Genomic DNA, 18191 nt, shown 5'->3' with positions numbered 1-18191 from the left:
CTCTCCTTTTGCATCCCATCGGAATTTTATGCAAACGTTTTCGTAACACTATCATAACAAAATATGAACAGTTTGCAACTGTTTTCATTGAACTCTATGTAGATTCTTTATTCTTATGCTTTATTTATTTCTCACAAAGGTAAATCTCATTCTTCACCTCTCCTTGTCCACGCGTATTACAGACATTTTTCATATATTAATAAAAAGCTCTGATTATTTTAGAAAGGAGTAATAAATTGAAGCAAACAAAATTAACAGGTCGTATCGTTGTTCCCACAGATCCTGACTACGACGTAGCCCGAATGAATTTAAATTTAAGTATTCCAAAACTCCCTTGTATTATTGTTTTTTGTCAAAATAACAAGGATGTCTGTAACGCCTTAAAATGGGCACGTGAACGTCATATACCATTTCGGTTAAGAAGTGGACGTCATAGCTATGAAAATTTTTCTCTTTTAAATAGAGGACTTATTATTGATGTGAGTGAAATGCATCGCATTACTGTTAATACAGAGAAATTAACAGCAACAATTGAGGCTGGTGCAAATCTTGGCACTGTTTATAAAGAACTTTGGAATTACGGTGTTACAATTCCTGCTGGTACAAGTGCAAGCGTTGGAATTGTTGGATTAGCACTTGGCGGTGGTATTGGTATGCTTTCGCGCTTATATGGATTAACATGTGATCAATTAATGGAAGTGGAAATGGTACAAGCGTGTGGAAAATTTGGTGCAAAACTCATTCGTGCAAATGAACAAGAGAACTCTAACCTTTTTTGGGCATACCGTGGTGGCGGTGGTGGAAACTTCGGAATTGTCACTTCCTTAACATTTCGAGTCCACCCGATAAAAAATGTATCAATTTTCTCAATTACATGGGAATGGGAAGACTTTATTGCTGCATTTCAAGCGTGGCAAAACTGGGCACCTTATATAGATGAACGTCTCACTTCATCGATCGAATTATTCGCCAAGCAACGAAATAAAATCGAAGCACAAGGCGAGTTTGTCGGTTCTCCCTCTGAACTCCATTCCCTATTATCCCCTCTTCTTGAAACTGGTAGCCCCTCTCTCTTTATAGAAGAAGTTCCTTATATAAAGGCTGTTGAATTTTTTAATAGCGGTAACATCCCTGAAAATTTCAAGCGCTCTGGTTCCTATGTCTATAAACCTATTCCCCTTAAAGGCATTCAAATCATGCAATACTTTCTTTCTCATGCACCAAATAAAGATGCTAGTATTTGGCATCAATCGCTCATAGGTGCTGTTGAAAATATTTCGCCGAATGAAACGGCTTATTTTCATCGTAAAGCAATTATTGCTCAAGAATACATTACCTCTTGGAAATGCGATGATGAAGAAAATCGAAATATACGCTGGGTTAAAGGTTTACGAGAAAGCTTAGATCCTTATACACTAGGTGACTATGTGAACTGGCCCGATATCGACATTAAAAATTGGCAAACTAGTTATTATGGCTCTAACTTTCACAGATTACGTAAAGTAAAAACCATGTATGATCCTTGTGATGTTTTTCATTTCCAACAAAGTATTCCTCCTTTTCATACATGAAAAAAGGGATAACATAAAAAAATCATCCAATATACCGTTACCTCGCAGTATGTTGGATGATTCAAGTTGATTTTCTATATCGTTTCAAATTCTTGCTCCTACTCATAAACTTTTACTTACAGATTAATTGTATTTCGTATCATTTTCATGCAATGAATGTAATTTAATATTTGGTACTTTATCTTTTTCCATACCTCTATTATAAGAAACAGGAACTTGAAATTCAAATTGCTTTGTCTCATGTTTTTGTAAATAGACTGGTTTCGGTACTGGATAGCCTTTTGAATTCTCGTTTGCATTATCATATAAAACAACTTTTAATGCTTGTGAATGATTACGATAATTTTTTAAAGTAACAATGCACTTCGGTTGGATATTCTCTCCATTTTTCTCCATTCTACACTGGCTATCTTCTTTTTTATATTCTATTGCTTCTATCCCTGTTTTTCCTGCGTAATACCATGTTTTATTCAATGTCTGAAGGATTGTATTTAAAATAAATGGCATCATTAAAATCAAAATACTAATGCCTACTACTTTTATCTTATTCATTTTTCTAAATGTACTAGACCCCTTTTTTCCTAGCCATTTTAAAAATAATATAAATGCAATTACATGTAGTATGAAAGAAACAATCAATATATTTGAGACTTTATAATCCATATAAATATACGTATGTATCGGAACCTTATAGACATTGAATAGTTTTTCCCCAATTAATTCATTATCATTTGGAATTTTTAATAATAACAAAACCCCTATACTGTAACAAATAGCTACTAATCGATCATACTCAATACGAATCATTCTTTCTCCCCTTCACTTTGTTTTTTATTATCGATTTTAGCTATTATTACCATACTATACAATCTTTTTATAGAGGATAACGTAAAAAAGTTCCTTATAAATATATAAAGAACCTTATTAATATACATTATGAATTAAAAAATCAATATACAATTTTCACATTGAAATTTCTTCAAAATATGTTGGATCATGTATTGTAATTTTTTTATCTAAAATTGTAACAATGCTATCATTTTTTAATTGTTTTAATACGCTGCTAACTGTCTCTCGAGATGTTCCAGATATTTTGGATATTTCAATTGTTGTAAGTGGACATGAAATTACAATCTTTTCTCCACTCTGTTCTCCTAAATCCTGCATTAAATAATTTAACGTTTGGATAACACGATCTTGTGCATTAGGAATTGTAATATTTTGCACTCGATTTTCGTTCAATTTTAATATAGATGATAATTGCTGAACAACGTACATCAATTGCGTTCTGCTGGACTTTACCATATCTTCAAAGATTACCGTTGGAATATAATATACCTCCACATCCGTCATTGCTTCTGCTGTATAGTTATATCCTCTGTCTGTAAACATACCACCATAAGGAAAAATAGAATATCGCTTTACATAGTCATCGTATAATAAGTTCCCATTTTGATTAACCCGCTCTAACTTTACAAAACCATCTAACATGAAGTAAATTCTTTCTCTTGAATCCCCTTCTAAAAATAAAAATTGACCTTTTTTATAAGTTCGCCAATAAACAAACTCTGTTAAGCCTTTCAATTTTTTTTCTGTTAAATGAGCAAATAATTCGAACTGCTTTAAGTCTTTCACTACGTTCCGTCTATTCATAAAATTCCCTCTCTCTTGCTGTATGTTGGAGCGAAAAAATCAAGAAAGCGTATTCAATTTGAATTTTATCATAATTAACTTACATATTCAGATTTCATCATGAAAACTTTATGAACAATGAGTACAAAAAATATTAATAAATAAAAAGAATGAAGTTACTAACTCCATTCTTTTTTACTACTAAGTAGCGTACATAAGAATTTAAACATACATGCATACATTCTGTTTTGAAATAATAGTACCAGCTTTTTCTTCTAGTGCTTCATATACTTTTTCTAAAGACGTAATAATTGTTTTTCTTTTTGGATTTGTATTAACAAAATTAATAGCAGCTTCAATTTTTGGAAGCATGCTTCCCGCAGCGAATTGTTGTTCTTCAATATATTCTTCTAATTGATTCACTGTGACATGCCCTAATTTTTTTTGATTCGGTTGATTATAATTTACATACACATGATCAACTGCAGTTAAAATAACGAGCGTATCGGCATCTACTAATTCTGCTAATTTCTGTGCAGCGAAATCTTTATCGATAACCGCTTCAGTTCCTTTTAACCCTTCTTCGGAATCAATTACTGGAATTCCACCTCCGCCAACAGCTATCACTATGTTTCCATCTTCGACCAAAGAATTAATCACTTTATGTTCATGAATACTTACAGGCTTCGGTGATGGAACAACACGTCTCCATCCTCTACCAGCATCTTCTTTAAACACTGCTTTTGTTTCATCCATTAATCTTCTGGCCTCTTCTTCTGTATAAAAAGGACCGATTGGTTTAGTTGGATTTTTAAATGCCTCATCTTTTTTATCCACAACAACGCGTGTTATAACCGTTGCTACGTCTTTTTTTATATTCCGTTTTTTCAATGCCTTTTCAATCGCATTTTCCATCCAATATCCAATCATTCCTTGGCTCATTGCCCCACAAGTATCTAATGGCATTGCAGGTGTCTTTTCCGTTTCTGCAGCTTTTTGCTGTAATAAAATATTCCCCACTTGTGGGCCATTTCCATGCGCAATTACTATATCCACATCATTTTCCATTATTTTCACAAGTTGTTCCGCCGTTTTTTCCAACGCTTCTTGCTGCGCTCCCGCAGTAGCCTCTCCAGACTGTATTGCATTTCCCCCTAGTGCAACTACAATTTTTCTTCGTACCATATTCCAGCCCTCCAGTTGATTTCGCTTTCACAGCGCTTTATAAAGTAATACTGCCTGTAATTAATCCATAAATCGCAAAGAATGCTAAAGCACCAATTGCTACGGATGATGCTAATTCCACTCGAGTAAATATTTGCTTCGAACTCTTTTGCTTTTGAACATTGTAAAAAATAAAAATACCTGGCGCATATAAAGTCATTGTTAATAATAAATACTCTAAACCGGCTGCATAAACTAACCACACGCCATAAATACTTGCGATCAAGCCAATTATTATATTTTTATTTCGATCTGCTTCTTCAGACTTTAAGCTATGCTTCAGTTGATAAAATGCTGAAAAAGCATATGGGATTAAAATAGCTGAAGATGCTAAAGAGAATGCAAAGTTATACGCCTGATCAGAAACGACGAATGTTAACAAGAATATTTGTATTAAACCATTTGTTATCCATAATGAATTTACTGGAGCCTTATTTTTATTTTCTTTTGCGAACCATTTTGGAAATACTCCATCTTTAGCCGCTAAATATGGAATTTCAGAAGCGAGCAGAGTCCACCCTAACCAAGCACCTAACACAGAGATGACTAAACCTAAATTAATAAAAATAGCACCCCATTTTCCAACAACACTTTCAAATAAATAAGCCATAGCCGGATTTTTCAAACCAGCAATATCTGCTTGCTGCATAAGTCCAAGAGACAATAATGTGATTAAAATGTAAATGATGAGTGTACCAATTAAGCCAATAACCGTTGCTTTCCCTACATCACTTCTATTTTTTGCTCGACTGGATAAAACAACAGCCCCTTCTACCCCAATAAATACCCATAAAGTTACAAGCATTGTACTTTTAACTTGGCTGCCAACTGCTCCCCATGAAAAAGAACCAGTTTGCCCCCAAAATCCATCTAAGAACGTATCAATATGAAACGCGAAGATTCCTATGACAATAAATACAAATACAGGTACTAATTTTGCGATTGTAGTTACTAAATTCACAAGTGCTGCTGATTGAACTCCACGTAAAATTAACATGTGAACACACCACAATAATACGCTTGCACCAATAATGGATTCTATATTTTGACCGCCTTCAAAGATCGGGAAGAAATATCCTAATGAAGAAAACAATAATGTACCGTAAGCTACATTCCCAAGCCAAGCAGATAGCCAGTATCCCCACGCACTATTAAACCCCATAAAATTACCAAACCCTGCTTTTGCATAGCTAAAAATACCACCATCTAAATCTGGCCGTTTTACAGTTAGATTTTGAAAAGATAATCCGAGTGCAATCATCCCAATTCCTGTTATAACCCAGCCAATAATAATGGCTCCAGCTCCAGCACCTTTTGCCATATCACTCGCTAAATTAAAGGCTCCACCGCCAATCATAGACCCAACTACAAGAGCCGTCAGTGTAAACAACCCTAATTTCTTATCTTCACCCATTCCACTCACCTCTCTTTAATTGCAATAACAATACAAAAGCAATAGTGAATGATAGTGTCTAAAGGAGGAGAAAGAAGAAAGGAAGACTCCCTTTCTTCTTTACTCCATGTTTCCTAAAGTAGCTGCCATAACCGCTTTAATTGTATGCATTCTATTTTCAGCTTGATCAAATACTTTTGAATGTTTACTGCGGAATACTTCGTCAGTTACCTCCATTTCTTTCAACCCATATTTCTCATAAACTTCTTCGCCATACATCGTTTCAACATCATGAAATGCAGGTAAACAATGTAAGAAAATCACGTTTTCATTCCCTGTTTCTTTAATCATTTTCATATTTACTTGATAAGGTTTCAATAACTCGACACGTTCAGCAAATTTTTCTTCTTCCCCCATAGACACCCATACATCTGTATAAATTACATCTGCATTCGCAACAGCTTCTTCCACATTACTTGTTATCATTACCTGTTCATTATATTTTTTTGCTAAATCAATTACTTCTTGTGCAGGCCATAAAGATTCTGGTGTGCAAATACGTACATCCATTCCAACGATTGCTCCACCAACTAGTAAGCTATTAGCAACATTATTTCGTCCATCTCCAACGTAAACGAGCTTTACATTTTTCAATTTCCCTACATGTTCTCTAATTGTTAATAAATCTGCTAGTGTTTGCGTTGGATGCCACATGTCTGTTAATCCATTCCAAACTGGCACACCAGAATTTTGTGCTAAAGATTCTACAGTTTCATGATTAAATCCACGAAACTCAATTCCGTCAAACATACGCCCTAACACTTTTGCTGTATCCTCTACAGATTCTTTTTTCCCAAGTTGAATATCACCTTTCCCTAAATATTCAGGATTCGCTCCTAAATCTGTACATGCTACTGTAAATGCACAACGCGTACGAGTAGAAGTTTTTTCAAATAAGAGCGCTACATTTTTACCTTCTAAATAATGATGCGGGATACCATTTTTCTTTTTCTCTTTTAATTCTGCTGCCAAATCTAGAAAATATAACAATTCTTCTTGTGTAAAATCTTTTTCTGCTAGAAAGCTTCTTCCTTTTAAATTTGGTCTAGTCATTAACATACTTCATCCCTACTTTCTCCGTTATTTATACTAAATATCTTTACGAACAATTGGCATACTCATGCAACGTGGACCCCCACGACCACGAGATAATTCCGAACTTAGCACTTCAATTACTTCTATACCGTGCTCCCGTAATAACGTATTGGATACATAGTTGCGATCATATGTAACAACTACACCTGGTGCGATTGCTAATGTGTTCGAGCCATCATTCCATTGTTCACGAGCAGAAGCAATTACATCTCCTCCTCCACATGGAATAAGAACTAATTCACTTAAGCCTAATACCTCTTTTAATGCTTCCATTAAAGAAGTACGATGTGTAATTTTAAGAGTTTCCTCATCTGATCCTTTTTCTAAAATATAAATATTCATATTCCCTTTTGGCCCTTGAATGGCTGGATGAATTGTAAACTTGTCATAATCAACCATTGTAAATACTGTATCTAAATGCATAAATGCTCGGCATTTTGGAATTTCTATCGCTAACACTTTCTTAATTTTATTTTGTCGGCTAAAGAGATTTTTAGCTAAACGTTCAATTGCTTTAGCTGAAGTACGAGCAGATACTCCAATCGCAATTGTTTCTTCATTTAAAATTAGCTCGTCGCCACCTTCAATTGGAAATTTATAATCACGATCTAACCAGATTGGTACATTATGTTTTGCAAATCTTGGATGATATTTGATGATATACTCCATAAATAATGATTCACGTCTACGCGCTGGTTCTCTCATCTTATTTATCGTTAAGCCATCGCCCACGCTAGCTGCTGGATCACGAGTAAAATATAAATTAGGCATTGGATCTAAGTAAAACGGATAATGATCTTCCATTAATTCATATAAATGTGTCTTCTTACTTGTTTCAATTTCGCTTTTCCGTACACCGCCCATAATTTTTTGAATTAATTCTTCATTTGAAAAGGAAAGTAAATATTCTTTTAAAGTTTGATGTGCAACATTTACGTCGGCCTGTCCTTCTTTTAAAATACGATCAACAAATTCTTCTCGAAGTTTTTTATCTACTAACGCCTCAGCGGCTAGTTTTTCTAAATAAAGAACTTCAACACCCCGATTGCGTAACGTTTGTGCAAAATAATCATGCTCTTTTTGAATAATTGGTAAGTATGGAATATCATCAAATAATAATTGCTGCAAATAATCTGGCGTCAAGTTTTCCACTTCTTTACCCGGTCGTTTTAATAAAACCGTTTGTAATTCCCCAATTTCTGAAGTAACATGTATCGGATGTTTCATTTGTTGTACCTCCTTTTAAATATGTTTGATGTCTTACAAGTACATAATAAATGCTCTGCACTTTTATCTTTGTGAAAGCATCCACATTATCATTGTGAAATATTAAACAAGTTATTTTTTTAAAATCATACGAATTTGTATTTTTATAACAAACTCTCTCGCTTTTTCAATAAAAAACACATATATTACGCATATATATTGAATATTCAACTTCCGTATTTAAACAAAAATCCTGTTTTTAATTTTATTAAAAACAGGATTTTTGCATCTAAATAATTAAATTTAATCTTTCTTCTATAATCTCCCTATCTGATTTCGACTGTGAAATTATAAGGCATGTATCATTTCCACATATACATCCTATTTTTTCTTTCCAATCTAACTCATCAAATAAAACACCAATAACATGTGCATTACCAGGTAATGTTTTAATAACCATTAATTGATCTACACAATCAATTTTCACAACAACTTCTCGTAATTTTTTCTTTAACTTTATATCAGTTTGTAAATGCTCTTCTGAGAAAACTTTATATATCATTAATCCTTCTTGAGAAGGTACCTTCGTTAAGTTTAACTCACGAATATCGCGAGAAACCGTAGCTTGTGTTACTAATACATCTTTTTGGGCTAACAATTCTACTAATCTTTCTTGCTTATCTATTTCATACTCCTTTACAAATTGTTTAATTAACCGTTGTCTTTTTTCTTTTTTCATAAAAGACACCCCTTTTAATATTATAGCTCGCTATAATTTTCATCCGAAAGGGACAGAAAAGAATGTTGCGGAAACGTTCATAGTTTCACTGTAAATATTAAACCAAACTAAATAAAAAAGAGAAGAACAGTATTCTGTTCTTCCTTTTACATTGAAAATCGTTCAATTGTTTGTTTCAAATCAGTTGCTTGCTTCTCTAAATCCTTTAATAATTGATCGATTACTATCATATTTTTAGACTGTTGTAGCGTCACACGCGCCACTTCTTGCGAACCAGCTGACGTTTCTTCAGCAATTGCTGCTACAGCTTTTGTTTGTGCTCCTGTTTGATGAATGTGGCTCACTTGTTCATTCATATAACTACTAATTTGCTGAGTTGCATCGGCTACTTCCATAACACTTGATGACATTTCTTTTAAAATTAATTCCGTAGCTTCCCCACGTTTCGCCTCTTCTTTAGCTATTTTCACTTGTTCTGTCATTTTCATTGCAACTTGTTGTACTTCATCTTGCATATTCCGTAATAACTGAGATATGTTTCTTGCAGAATGATCACTTTCATCAGCAAGTTTACGTACTTCTTCCGCAACAACCGCAAAGCCTCTTCCATGCTCTCCTGCGCGAGCTGCCTCAATAGAAGCATTTAGTGCTAATAAATTCGTTTGGCTAGCAATCGCACTCACAACAGACACAATATGTTCTACTTGTTTCATTCGTTCTTCTAACTTCTGTACATTTTGCATTGAATCTTCATTTTCTTTTGCCAATGTTTGAATACCTTGAATTAAAGACGTAAAGACACGAGTACTATGCCCTAAAGCTTGAACCATTTCTGAAGACAACGTATCAGACTGCTTCGCTTTTTCTTCTACTTCACTTGCAATAGACGTCGTTGTATCAACAGCAGAAACAATTGCTTGAATTGATGCCGCTGATTGCTCAGCGCCTGAAGAAATCTCTGCAAGTGTCTCAGATACACCTTGCGCTTGTCTCGTTGCTTCGCCTGTTTGTTTTCTAATCTGCTGTACTTGATTATTTGTATACGAAAATGTTGTATCAATATTTTTTACCATGCCCCTTAAGTTTCCTAACATCATATTAAATGCAACACTTAAAGATTTAATTTCATCATCTATCTTCGGTAATGGAACATCTTCACGAATATCACCCTCAGCTGCTCTTCTTGCCGCTTCCTCTAACTTGCGAAGCGGTTTAATTAAAAATACGGCTGCTCCATATGCTAAAATTCCAGACCATACTACCCCTAATAACATAACGATAATATTATATACAGTTTGACTTACATAACTTTGAAAATAATCGTATATCACGTAAATAAAAAAGATACTTGTTGAATATGTAATGAAAGCTAAAACTGTAGTGAATAGCATAAGTTGTGTACGTAATCCAAAAGAAAATGTTTTCCTTTCTGTTTCCATCTTCCCTTCCCCCTTTTTATAAGTAATATAAATACTACCTATATATTATTATCCATATTTTCATTATAGAAGGATATAGGGATTTTAAAAATTATTATTTCTTTGAATACCAAATTGCACGTAAAAAATAAAGGATTCTGACAATTTATGACTAATAACAGAAATAAGGGGCAACATTTGTAAAATATATTTTTAACTGGGGGTTTTGTATGATTCAAGTTCGAAATCTAGTAAAATCATTCGGTTCACTTGATGTGTTAAAAGGAATTGATTTAGAAGTAAAAGAAAAAGAAGTTGTTGTTTTAATTGGTGCCAGTGGTTCTGGTAAAAGTACATTACTTCGCTGTCTTAACTTTTTAGAAATGTACGATGAAGGCGAAATTCACTTACAAGGTGAGCGAATTGATCCAAAGCATTCAAATTTAAATAAAGTCCGTGAAAATGTCGGTATGGTTTTTCAGCACTTTAACCTCTTTCCTCATATGACCTCACTAGAAAACATCATAGAAGCACCTATTCACGTAAAAAAATTAGAGAAAGCAAATGCAAAGGATATTGGAAATCAACTTCTCCAAAAAGTCGGCCTTCAAGATAAAGCGGATGTAACTCCTCATCTTCTTTCAGGTGGTCAAAAACAGCGCATTGCCATTGCACGAGCTCTTGCAATGAGCCCTAAGATTATGCTATTTGATGAGCCTACCTCAGCTTTAGACCCTGAACTTGTTGGAGAAGTATTGCAAGTTATGAAAGAACTTGCTGAAGAAGGGATGACAATGGTTATTGTTACTCATGAAATGAATTTCGCAAAAGATGTAGCTGATCGCGTCATCTTTATGGACGATGGAAAGATTGTAGAAGATGCTCCGCCAGCACAATTCTTTTCAGCTCCATCACATGAACGAGCAAAACGATTTTTACGCAACGTTTTATAATGTAACTTCTGTTTCAAACGAAAAGGAATATATTCATACGGTGCACAACTAATCATCCAAATAAAATATTTCAATAACATACTAAAAAACCATCCGTATGATCAATATATAGGAGGGGTTTTATGAAAAGAAAACTATTAACCATTGTTGCGAGCATTACACTATGTACATCCTTCATACTAGGAGCTTGTAGCAAAGAAAGCTCTACTACTTCATCAAATGGTGAAAAAGAATTTCGCTATGCGATGAGTGGATTATACAAACCTTTTAACTATAAAGAAAATGACGGCAAACTTGTCGGCTTTGATGTAGAAATCGGTGAAGCTCTTGCTAAAAAGATGAACATGAAGGCTACGCCAGTTACAAACCCATGGGAAACGCTAATTCAAGGTCTTCAAGCGAAGAAATATGATGTAATACTGGGTAGTATGGCAATTACAGAGGAGCGCTTAAAAGCTGTTAGTTTCTCAAATCCGTACTATCGCTCTGGCGCCCAAATTTTTGTGGCTAAAAAGAATACCGCTATCTCTTCTCCAGAAGATTTAAAAGGTAAGAAAATTGGTGTTGTAAAAGCTAGTACCTTTAAAAATCTTGTTGCAAAATATACAGATCAAATCACAGAATATGACAGCGATATTACTGCTCTTATGGATTTAGAGCCTGGGCGTGTTGATGCAGTAATTACGGATCAAATGGTTGGTCTACGTATGATAAAAGAAGGAAAATCGAATATAAAAGAAGCCGGAAAACCATTAAATCTTGATGAAATGGGAATTGCTATCCGCAAAGATGATAAAGAAATGGTTGAGCAAGTAAATAAAGCGTTAGATGAAATCATTAAAGATGGTACGTATGAAAAGATCAGTAAAAAATGGTTCGGGCGTAATATTCTTGGTGAAGAGGAAAAAACGAAGTAAGTAAGTTAGCCATTCAAAAGATTCATAAACAGTGCCCCACTGATTAAGTGTTCATTTTATGTGGGGCATTTCATTCTCTACTAAAATCTATACAATATGAGGTGAAACGCATGTTTGAAATTTTTATCTCTTCCTATCCCACACTCTTAAAAGCTACTATTGTCACATTACAATTAACATTAACTTCCCTAGTACTCGGTTCATTAATTGGATTATTATTCGCTTTCTTTCGAATCTCTAACAATAAAGTTTTAAATAGTATCGCTCATGTCTACATTGCTATTATTCGTGGTACACCTTTAATTGTTCAAATTGCCATTCTCTATTTTGGAATTACATCCGTTGTTGTTTTCACCCCTTTTTGGGCAGGAGCAATCGCTTTAGCAATTCATAACGGTGCATATATTACGGAAATTTTCCGAGGATCCATTCAATCCGTCGACCGTGGACAATTAGAAGCAGCTCGCTCTTTAGGCATGCCTTATCCTTTAGCTATGCGACGAATTATATTACCACAAGCATTTCGTCTGTCTCTTCCTCCTCTAGGAAACCAATTTATTATCGGATTAAAAGATTCTTCACTTGTTGCTTATGTAGGAATGTCCGAATTATGGGGATCAGGTTTATCAATTGCAGCAGGTAACTTCCAACAATTAGATACTTACATAATCGTTGGTGCATACTATCTCGTACTTGTTCTTCTATTTACTTATTTTGTTAATCTTTTAGAAAAACGATTACAACGAAAAGAAACTAACTCCGTCCAAGTGAGCAGAAAAAACAAGAAAGAAGTTTCTTTATAGCAAAAAAGCAAGCTCACTAAGAGCTTGCTTTTTTGCTATAAAATACATCTATTTTTACTGATTTACTTTTTTAATACTCTCTTTTTCTTCTATATGTTCCTCACGATATGAAATATTATGAGGATCTAGTCCATTTCCTAAAGAACCATAGAAATGCTCTCTATGCGGATCAACTAATTCACTTCCGTGATAATACACACGTGGTGTATTCCAAAGTGCTGCCAATGCTTTTGTCATCGGCATTTCGTGATAGCGTTCCGGCCACATTTCTTTAATCTTCTCTTTTACTAACGGATAGTATTTTGAACTCATAGCAGGAAACAGATGATGTTCTGTATGATATGAGAAGTTGAAATGTAAAACGTCTACCCAGCGCGGCACTGTTACTGATAAACAGTTTGCTAATGGATCATTTACTGGAACAATTGGATTTAAGCGGTGATTTGTTGCGATATATGCCATTACAATAAAGTTAGCAATTAACAACGGAATGACATATGCAAATAACCATTTTCCTGGTCCCATAATAAACAATAAACTAATCCAAACTGTCCAAGGTAAAAGAAGTTGAAGCCATACAGATTTTTGATTGGATGACTTAAATTCTTTTATAAAATGAAAGAACATTCGAGTCGAATGCAATGTAAATTGAATTGTTAGTGACAGAAAACTAAAGAATGAACGTACATGAAGGGGCATACGATATACCCAACTCAAAAACTTACTCTTCTTAAGTTTCTCAAGTGTCGGCCATGCATCTGGATCATTCTCTTCATGCTGTGTATGAACATGATGCGTTGCATTATGCCACTTTCTCCAAAGCTTTGGCCCTGTTGATAATGGCATAAATGCAATCGCGCCTAAGAAGTCACGAAGCCATGCCTTTCTTACAACAGTTCCATGTAAAATTTCATGCCCTAAAAATCCAAGTGAAGCAAAACATAATCCAAGAACAATTGCAATTCCTAGATTCGCCCACACATTCAATTCAAATACACCAATCGCTATTAACCCCGCCAATGCCACAAGCAAATAAGCCAGTCCACCAAATAAACGAGTAGGCACTGGTTTAAATGCTTTTTTCGGCAAATGTGGTGATACACGTGCTGCATACCACCCAAACGTATGAAGCTCCTTCATCCTTTTGCTCCTTTCTTATGCCGCGCCTTGCGCAACTTACATATATTAATTCTTGCTTCCAGATTGATTTTACTAGGTGATCCAAAAAGCATCTATTATAAGGAAAATATACTCACTCTATCGTCACTTATTTTTCGCTTTTATTATCAATGAAAAACATTTCTCTTTTTACTCTCTATCAACCTTTCCACATGATGAATCATAACAATAGAATTTCTATATTGTCAACACCTTTTATGACCTAGTAATAAAAGGTGGTTATATTTTTATAATCATACTTTATTTCACTAAAGAAAATGTATAGATTCCATAAGGATTTACCCACTATATATAGCCATTTTCTTAAACGCCATAGACTCTATCTCATTCAATAACTCCCTATGTAATCAACAAAACAGAATCACTTGAATTTAGTTTTATATAAATCCTACTACTTCATAATGCCCCACCTAATTAATTATATTAAAATAATTTATAACCTCTTTTAATAAAAATAGACTACTTCTAAAACAACACACATGAATTTCATATAATATGGAAATATTAAAAGGAAAATTGTTCTAAAATCAGGAGGTTTCCGCAATGACAAGTGATACATTTCCACAACTGCCGCTATCTTATTGGATTGAATCTACTCAGTTTCCTACTTTCCCTCGTTTATCCGAAAATATAAAGACGAAAGTTGCTATTATCGGTGCTGGTATTACAGGTATTACTACTGCCTATTTACTTGCAAAAGAAGGCATCGATGTTGTTTTAATTGATTCTGGTCGTATTTTAAACGGAACGACTGGGCATACAACAGCGAAAGTAACAGCACAACATGATCTTATTTATGATGAATTAATAAATCATTTCGGTGTAGAAAAGGCCCGGCTTTACTATGAATCAAATAATAAGGCTCTACAATTCATAAATAAAACTGTGCAAACATATAAAATCGACTGTAATTTCTCAAATGAAGATTCATATTTATATACAACTACTGATAACGGATTAAGAAATTTATCGAAAGAATATGAAGCTTATCAAAAATTAAATATACCTTGTGACTATGTTCAATCTCTATCGATTCCTATTCCAGTACAATCTGCGCTTGTCATGAAAAATCAAGCACAATTCCATCCCCTTCTTTATTTAAAAACACTTTTAGAAAAGTTTGTGGAGATGGGCGGAAAGGTCTACGAACAAACAACAGCTATGGATGTGGAAAAGGGCGATTATCCACAAATAATTACAAAAGAGGGCCATCATATCACTTGTGAATATGTCGTCTCTTGTTCACATTTTCCTTTTTATGATGCGAATAGCTTTTTCTTTACGCGAATGTACGCAGAACGCTCCTACGCTCTTGCAATAAAAGCAAAAACGGAGTATCCAGGTGGCATGTATTTAAGTATTGATGATCCAAAGCGCTCCTTACGCTATATAACAAACAATAGAGAAAAATTAATTTTGATTGGCGGAGAGAGTCATAAAACAGGTCAGGGAATAAATACGATGCTTCATTATGAAGCACTCTATTCTTTTGCTGAAGCCACTTTTGGAATAGATGAAGTTCCTTATAGATGGTCAGCACAAGATTTAATTACTCTAGATAAGCTTCCTTATATCGGACATATTAACGAAAGAAATCCAAATATATTTGTTGCAACTGGATATCGCAAATGGGGAATGACAACTGGAACTGCTGCCGCTCACCTACTGAAGGACTCCATCCTAAAAGTTCACAGTCCCTATAAAGAACTGTATGCACCATCACGCTTCCATGCAAATCCAGATATAAAAACGTTCCTCTCCCAAAACATTGATGTTGCGAAACATTTAATTGCAGGAAAGATTGAAACCGCATTACGTAAGCCAGAAGATCTCGAAGTTGGTGAAGGATCTGTCGTACATGTTAACGGTAAACGAGCAGGTGCTTATAAGGACAAAGAAGGAAAATTACATATCGTCGATACAACTTGTACACATCTCGGCTGTGAAGTTGAATGGAATAATGGTGATTGTACTTGGGATTGCCCTTGCCACGGTTCTCGTTTTTCTATTGAGGGGGACGTTATTGAAGGTCCAGCAGATCAACCGTTAAAACGAGTTGATAATGAGTAAACAAATAAAGAAGTTCAACAGAATTACTGTTGAACTTCTTTATTTGTAATAAACCCTTTTCAGATAAATTTCGACACAAGGAGGAAAATATTAACATTAAATAAAATAATATATTCATCTACAAATTAAAAGGGGTGAATATTATGCAACCTTCAGCTCCACCTCATCTAGAATCTACAGAAACTATCTTTTCAAGCTCTATTACAAAACTTGTTGTTTTTATTTGTTGGCTAGCCATTTTAGCTGATGGATATGATTTAGGTATTTACGGTGCCGTTCTACCAAAGCTCCTAGAAGACAAAAGCTGGGCGCTATCACCAGCGCACGCTGGTACAATTGCAAGCTATGCTTTATTTGGGATGTTTATTGGGGCTATTCTAGTTGGAACGATTACAGATCTAATTGGGCGTAAATGGACGCTTATATGCTGTTTAGCACTTTTTTCTATCACAATGGGTTTAGCGGCTATCGCTCCTTCTCCTGAGTTATTTGGATTATCTCGATTTATAGGAGGAATCGGATTAGGCGGTGTTATCCCTACGGCTTCAGCACTCACTGTTGAATATTCACCCCAAAAAAGGCAATCTTTTATTTATGCTCTTATGTTTACTGGCTATCCTTTAGGTATCGTGTTAGGTGCTATTTTGTCCATGCTTATGTTAGAAGATTTCGGATGGCGAATTATGTTTGGTATCGGAATGATTCCACTACTCCTCATTCCTTTCATTATTCGCTATTTACCTGAGTCCATTCAATTTTTATTATCACGTAATCGCCAAGAAGAAGTGAACCAAATTCTTAATCGTTTTCAAATTGAATTTCATGTAAAAGATAAAACTCATCAAGACCCATCTACTATACGAAAGAAAAATGGATTTTTTACTTTATTCTCAAAAGAATACATAAAAGCAACGCTACTTTTTTGGATCACTTATATAATGGGAATGTTTCTAATATACGGTTTAAACACTTGGTTACCACAGATGATGCGCCAGGCAGGATATCCTCTTGGATCTAGTCTGTCATTTCTACTTATGCTAAATGTTACCGCAGCTATCGGCGCATTATTTGCTGGAGCAATTGCTGATCGTATAGGCGCAAAAATTGTTATTAGCATCTCTTATCTTATGGCAGCCATATGTATCGGACTATTAACAATCAAGCCATCTGTTACAATCATTTATCTTTTAATTGGGCTTGCTGGTATTGGATCGGTCGGTATTACTCAAATATTAAATGCATATGTAACACAATACTTCCCATCACATATCCGAGCTACCTCCTTAGGCTGGGGACTGGGGCTTGGCCGAGTTGGTGCAATTGCTGGCCCTATTCTCGTCGGTATTATTATGACAATGCAATATGACTTAGCATGGAATTTTTACTTATTCTCCTTTGCAGGTCTTATCGCAGCTATATCTGTTTTCTTCATTCCTACAAAATAAAAAGAGCACAAACTTACTGAACTGCACCCCAATTGTTAGACACAGTCTAACAATTGGAGGTGCAGTTTTTCTATGGCTAAATTTACAGCTGATGAAAAAATACAAATCGTTCTACGTTATTTGAACGGAAATGAAAGTTATCGAGAAATGGGTAGATCGCTCGGTATAAGTGACACAATCATTTTGAATTGGGTAAACCAATATAAACAGAATGGTCTGGAAGCTTTTCTAAAACGATGTACAAATTACACACAACAATTTAAACTAGACATACTAAACTTTATGATTGAAAACGGTATGTCCTTATTTGAGACAGCAGCTATCTTTAATATTCCTGCCCCTTCAACGATTTCTGTTTGGAAAAAACAGCTCGAAACACAAGGAATTGATGCCCTTCAATCTAAGAAAAAGGGGCGTCCATCCATGAAAAAAGATTCAAATAAACAATTAAAACAACCTTTAGCTGAAGGGTCAGTCGAAGCACTT

15 protein-coding genes and 2 pseudogenes are annotated in these 18191 nt (G+C 34.7%); 7 read left to right on the top strand and 10 right to left on the bottom strand.

What is annotated here, in order from left to right; all coding sequences use genetic code 11:
• Positions 1–236: 236 nt before the first annotated feature.
• Positions 237–1571 carry an FAD-dependent oxidoreductase gene (locus tag ACTJJY_RS20325; protein WP_440606382.1) on the top strand — a complete coding sequence of 445 codons (1335 nt, stop codon included), beginning with the start codon at positions 237–239 and terminating at the stop codon, positions 1569–1571.
• A gap of 123 nt (positions 1572–1694) precedes the next feature.
• Here the strand turns inward: ACTJJY_RS20325 and ACTJJY_RS20320 are convergent, their stop codons facing one another.
• From ACTJJY_RS20320 to ACTJJY_RS20280, 9 genes and pseudogenes are all read right to left on the bottom strand, one after another.
• On the bottom strand, positions 1695–2378 hold the full coding sequence (locus tag ACTJJY_RS20320; RefSeq protein ID WP_098022955.1) for an ABC transporter permease: 684 nt from the start codon (positions 2376–2378) through the stop codon (positions 1695–1697).
• Between the two features lie 156 nt (positions 2379–2534).
• Complete coding sequence (locus ACTJJY_RS20315) at positions 2535–3224, bottom strand: Crp/Fnr family transcriptional regulator (RefSeq protein ID WP_001081905.1); 690 nt, start codon at positions 3222–3224, stop codon at positions 2535–2537.
• 201 nt (positions 3225–3425) lie between these two features.
• On the bottom strand, positions 3426–4388 hold the full coding sequence (arcC, locus tag ACTJJY_RS20310; RefSeq protein ID WP_440606381.1) for a carbamate kinase: 963 nt from the start codon (positions 4386–4388) through the stop codon (positions 3426–3428).
• A gap of 37 nt (positions 4389–4425) precedes the next feature.
• On the bottom strand, positions 4426–5841 hold the full coding sequence (arcD, locus tag ACTJJY_RS20305) for an arginine-ornithine antiporter (protein WP_440606380.1): 1416 nt from the start codon (positions 5839–5841) through the stop codon (positions 4426–4428).
• 99 nt (positions 5842–5940) lie between these two features.
• On the bottom strand, positions 5941–6939 hold the full coding sequence (argF, locus tag ACTJJY_RS20300; protein ID WP_098130108.1) for an ornithine carbamoyltransferase: 999 nt from the start codon (positions 6937–6939) through the stop codon (positions 5941–5943).
• Positions 6940–6969: 30 nt separating this feature from the next.
• Positions 6970–8202, bottom strand: a complete 1233-nt coding sequence (arcA, locus tag ACTJJY_RS20295; protein WP_000682344.1) for an arginine deiminase — start codon at positions 8200–8202, stop codon at positions 6970–6972.
• Between the two features lie 268 nt (positions 8203–8470).
• Positions 8471–8920 (bottom strand): arginine repressor, encoded by a 450-nt coding sequence (argR, locus tag ACTJJY_RS20290; RefSeq protein WP_000711831.1) that lies wholly within the window; start codon positions 8918–8920, stop codon positions 8471–8473.
• 146 nt (positions 8921–9066) lie between these two features.
• Positions 9067–9639 (bottom strand): annotated as a pseudogene (locus ACTJJY_RS20285) (methyl-accepting chemotaxis protein); the annotation flags it as partial.
• 417 nt (positions 9640–10056) lie between these two features.
• Positions 10057–10194: pseudogene (locus tag ACTJJY_RS20280) on the bottom strand (HAMP domain-containing protein); the annotation flags it as partial.
• 374 nt (positions 10195–10568) lie between these two features.
• Here ACTJJY_RS20280 and ACTJJY_RS20275 point away from each other — a divergent pair.
• From ACTJJY_RS20275 to ACTJJY_RS20265, 3 genes are all read left to right on the top strand, one after another.
• Positions 10569–11291, top strand: a complete 723-nt coding sequence (locus ACTJJY_RS20275; protein WP_440606379.1) for an amino acid ABC transporter ATP-binding protein — start codon at positions 10569–10571, stop codon at positions 11289–11291.
• Positions 11292–11413: 122 nt separating this feature from the next.
• The gene (locus tag ACTJJY_RS20270; protein ID WP_000823755.1) at positions 11414–12208 is read left to right on the top strand and encodes an ABC transporter substrate-binding protein; all 795 of its coding nucleotides are present in this window, start codon (positions 11414–11416) and stop codon (positions 12206–12208) included.
• A 47-nt stretch (positions 12209–12255) separates the two neighbouring features.
• On the top strand, positions 12256–13011 hold the full coding sequence (locus ACTJJY_RS20265; RefSeq protein WP_003269335.1) for an amino acid ABC transporter permease: 756 nt from the start codon (positions 12256–12258) through the stop codon (positions 13009–13011).
• Between the two features lie 54 nt (positions 13012–13065).
• On the opposite strand, the gene ACTJJY_RS20260 is transcribed toward ACTJJY_RS20265, so the two are convergent.
• On the bottom strand, positions 13066–14151 hold the full coding sequence (locus tag ACTJJY_RS20260) for a fatty acid desaturase family protein (protein WP_000661208.1): 1086 nt from the start codon (positions 14149–14151) through the stop codon (positions 13066–13068).
• A gap of 582 nt (positions 14152–14733) precedes the next feature.
• Here ACTJJY_RS20260 and ACTJJY_RS20255 point away from each other — a divergent pair.
• The 3 genes from ACTJJY_RS20255 to ACTJJY_RS20245 form a co-directional block, all read left to right on the top strand.
• A complete protein-coding gene (locus ACTJJY_RS20255; RefSeq protein WP_440606378.1) occupies positions 14734–16260 on the top strand; it encodes an FAD-dependent oxidoreductase in 1527 nt (508 codons plus the stop codon).
• Between the two features lie 143 nt (positions 16261–16403).
• On the top strand, positions 16404–17705 hold the full coding sequence (locus ACTJJY_RS20250) for an MFS transporter (RefSeq protein ID WP_440606377.1): 1302 nt from the start codon (positions 16404–16406) through the stop codon (positions 17703–17705).
• A gap of 72 nt (positions 17706–17777) precedes the next feature.
• Positions 17778–18191 (top strand): transposase (locus tag ACTJJY_RS20245; RefSeq protein WP_440605686.1); only part of this gene is annotated, 414 nt, incomplete at its 3' end.

It is taken from the genome of Bacillus sp. 22475, assembly GCF_052044835.1.
Classification (GTDB): Bacteria; Bacillota; Bacilli; order Bacillales; family Bacillaceae_G; genus Bacillus_A; species Bacillus_A cereus.
Note: the sequence above shows the minus strand (reverse complement) of the source record. Positions and strands in the feature narration are given on the sequence as shown.

Coding starts and splice junctions, on each gene's coding strand:
- ACTJJY_RS20320 (WP_098022955.1), bottom strand. CDS start 2,378: ATGATTCGTATTGAGTATGATCGATTAGTAGCTATTTGTTACAGTATA.
- ACTJJY_RS20315 (WP_001081905.1), bottom strand. CDS start 3,224: ATGAATAGACGGAACGTAGTGAAAGACTTAAAGCAGTTCGAATTATTT.
- arcC (WP_440606381.1), bottom strand. CDS start 4,388: ATGGTACGAAGAAAAATTGTAGTTGCACTAGGGGGAAATGCAATACAG.
- arcD (WP_440606380.1), bottom strand. CDS start 5,841: ATGGGTGAAGATAAGAAATTAGGGTTGTTTACACTGACGGCTCTTGTA.
- argF (WP_098130108.1), bottom strand. CDS start 6,939: ATGTTAATGACTAGACCAAATTTAAAAGGAAGAAGCTTTCTAGCAGAA.
- arcA (WP_000682344.1), bottom strand. CDS start 8,202: ATGAAACATCCGATACATGTTACTTCAGAAATTGGGGAATTACAAACG.
- argR (WP_000711831.1), bottom strand. CDS start 8,920: ATGAAAAAAGAAAAAAGACAACGGTTAATTAAACAATTTGTAAAGGAG.
- ACTJJY_RS20275 (WP_440606379.1), top strand. CDS start 10,569: ATGATTCAAGTTCGAAATCTAGTAAAATCATTCGGTTCACTTGATGTG.
- ACTJJY_RS20270 (WP_000823755.1), top strand. CDS start 11,414: ATGAAAAGAAAACTATTAACCATTGTTGCGAGCATTACACTATGTACA.
- ACTJJY_RS20260 (WP_000661208.1), bottom strand. CDS start 14,151: ATGAAGGAGCTTCATACGTTTGGGTGGTATGCAGCACGTGTATCACCA.
- ACTJJY_RS20255 (WP_440606378.1), top strand. CDS start 14,734: ATGACAAGTGATACATTTCCACAACTGCCGCTATCTTATTGGATTGAA.
- ACTJJY_RS20250 (WP_440606377.1), top strand. CDS start 16,404: ATGCAACCTTCAGCTCCACCTCATCTAGAATCTACAGAAACTATCTTT.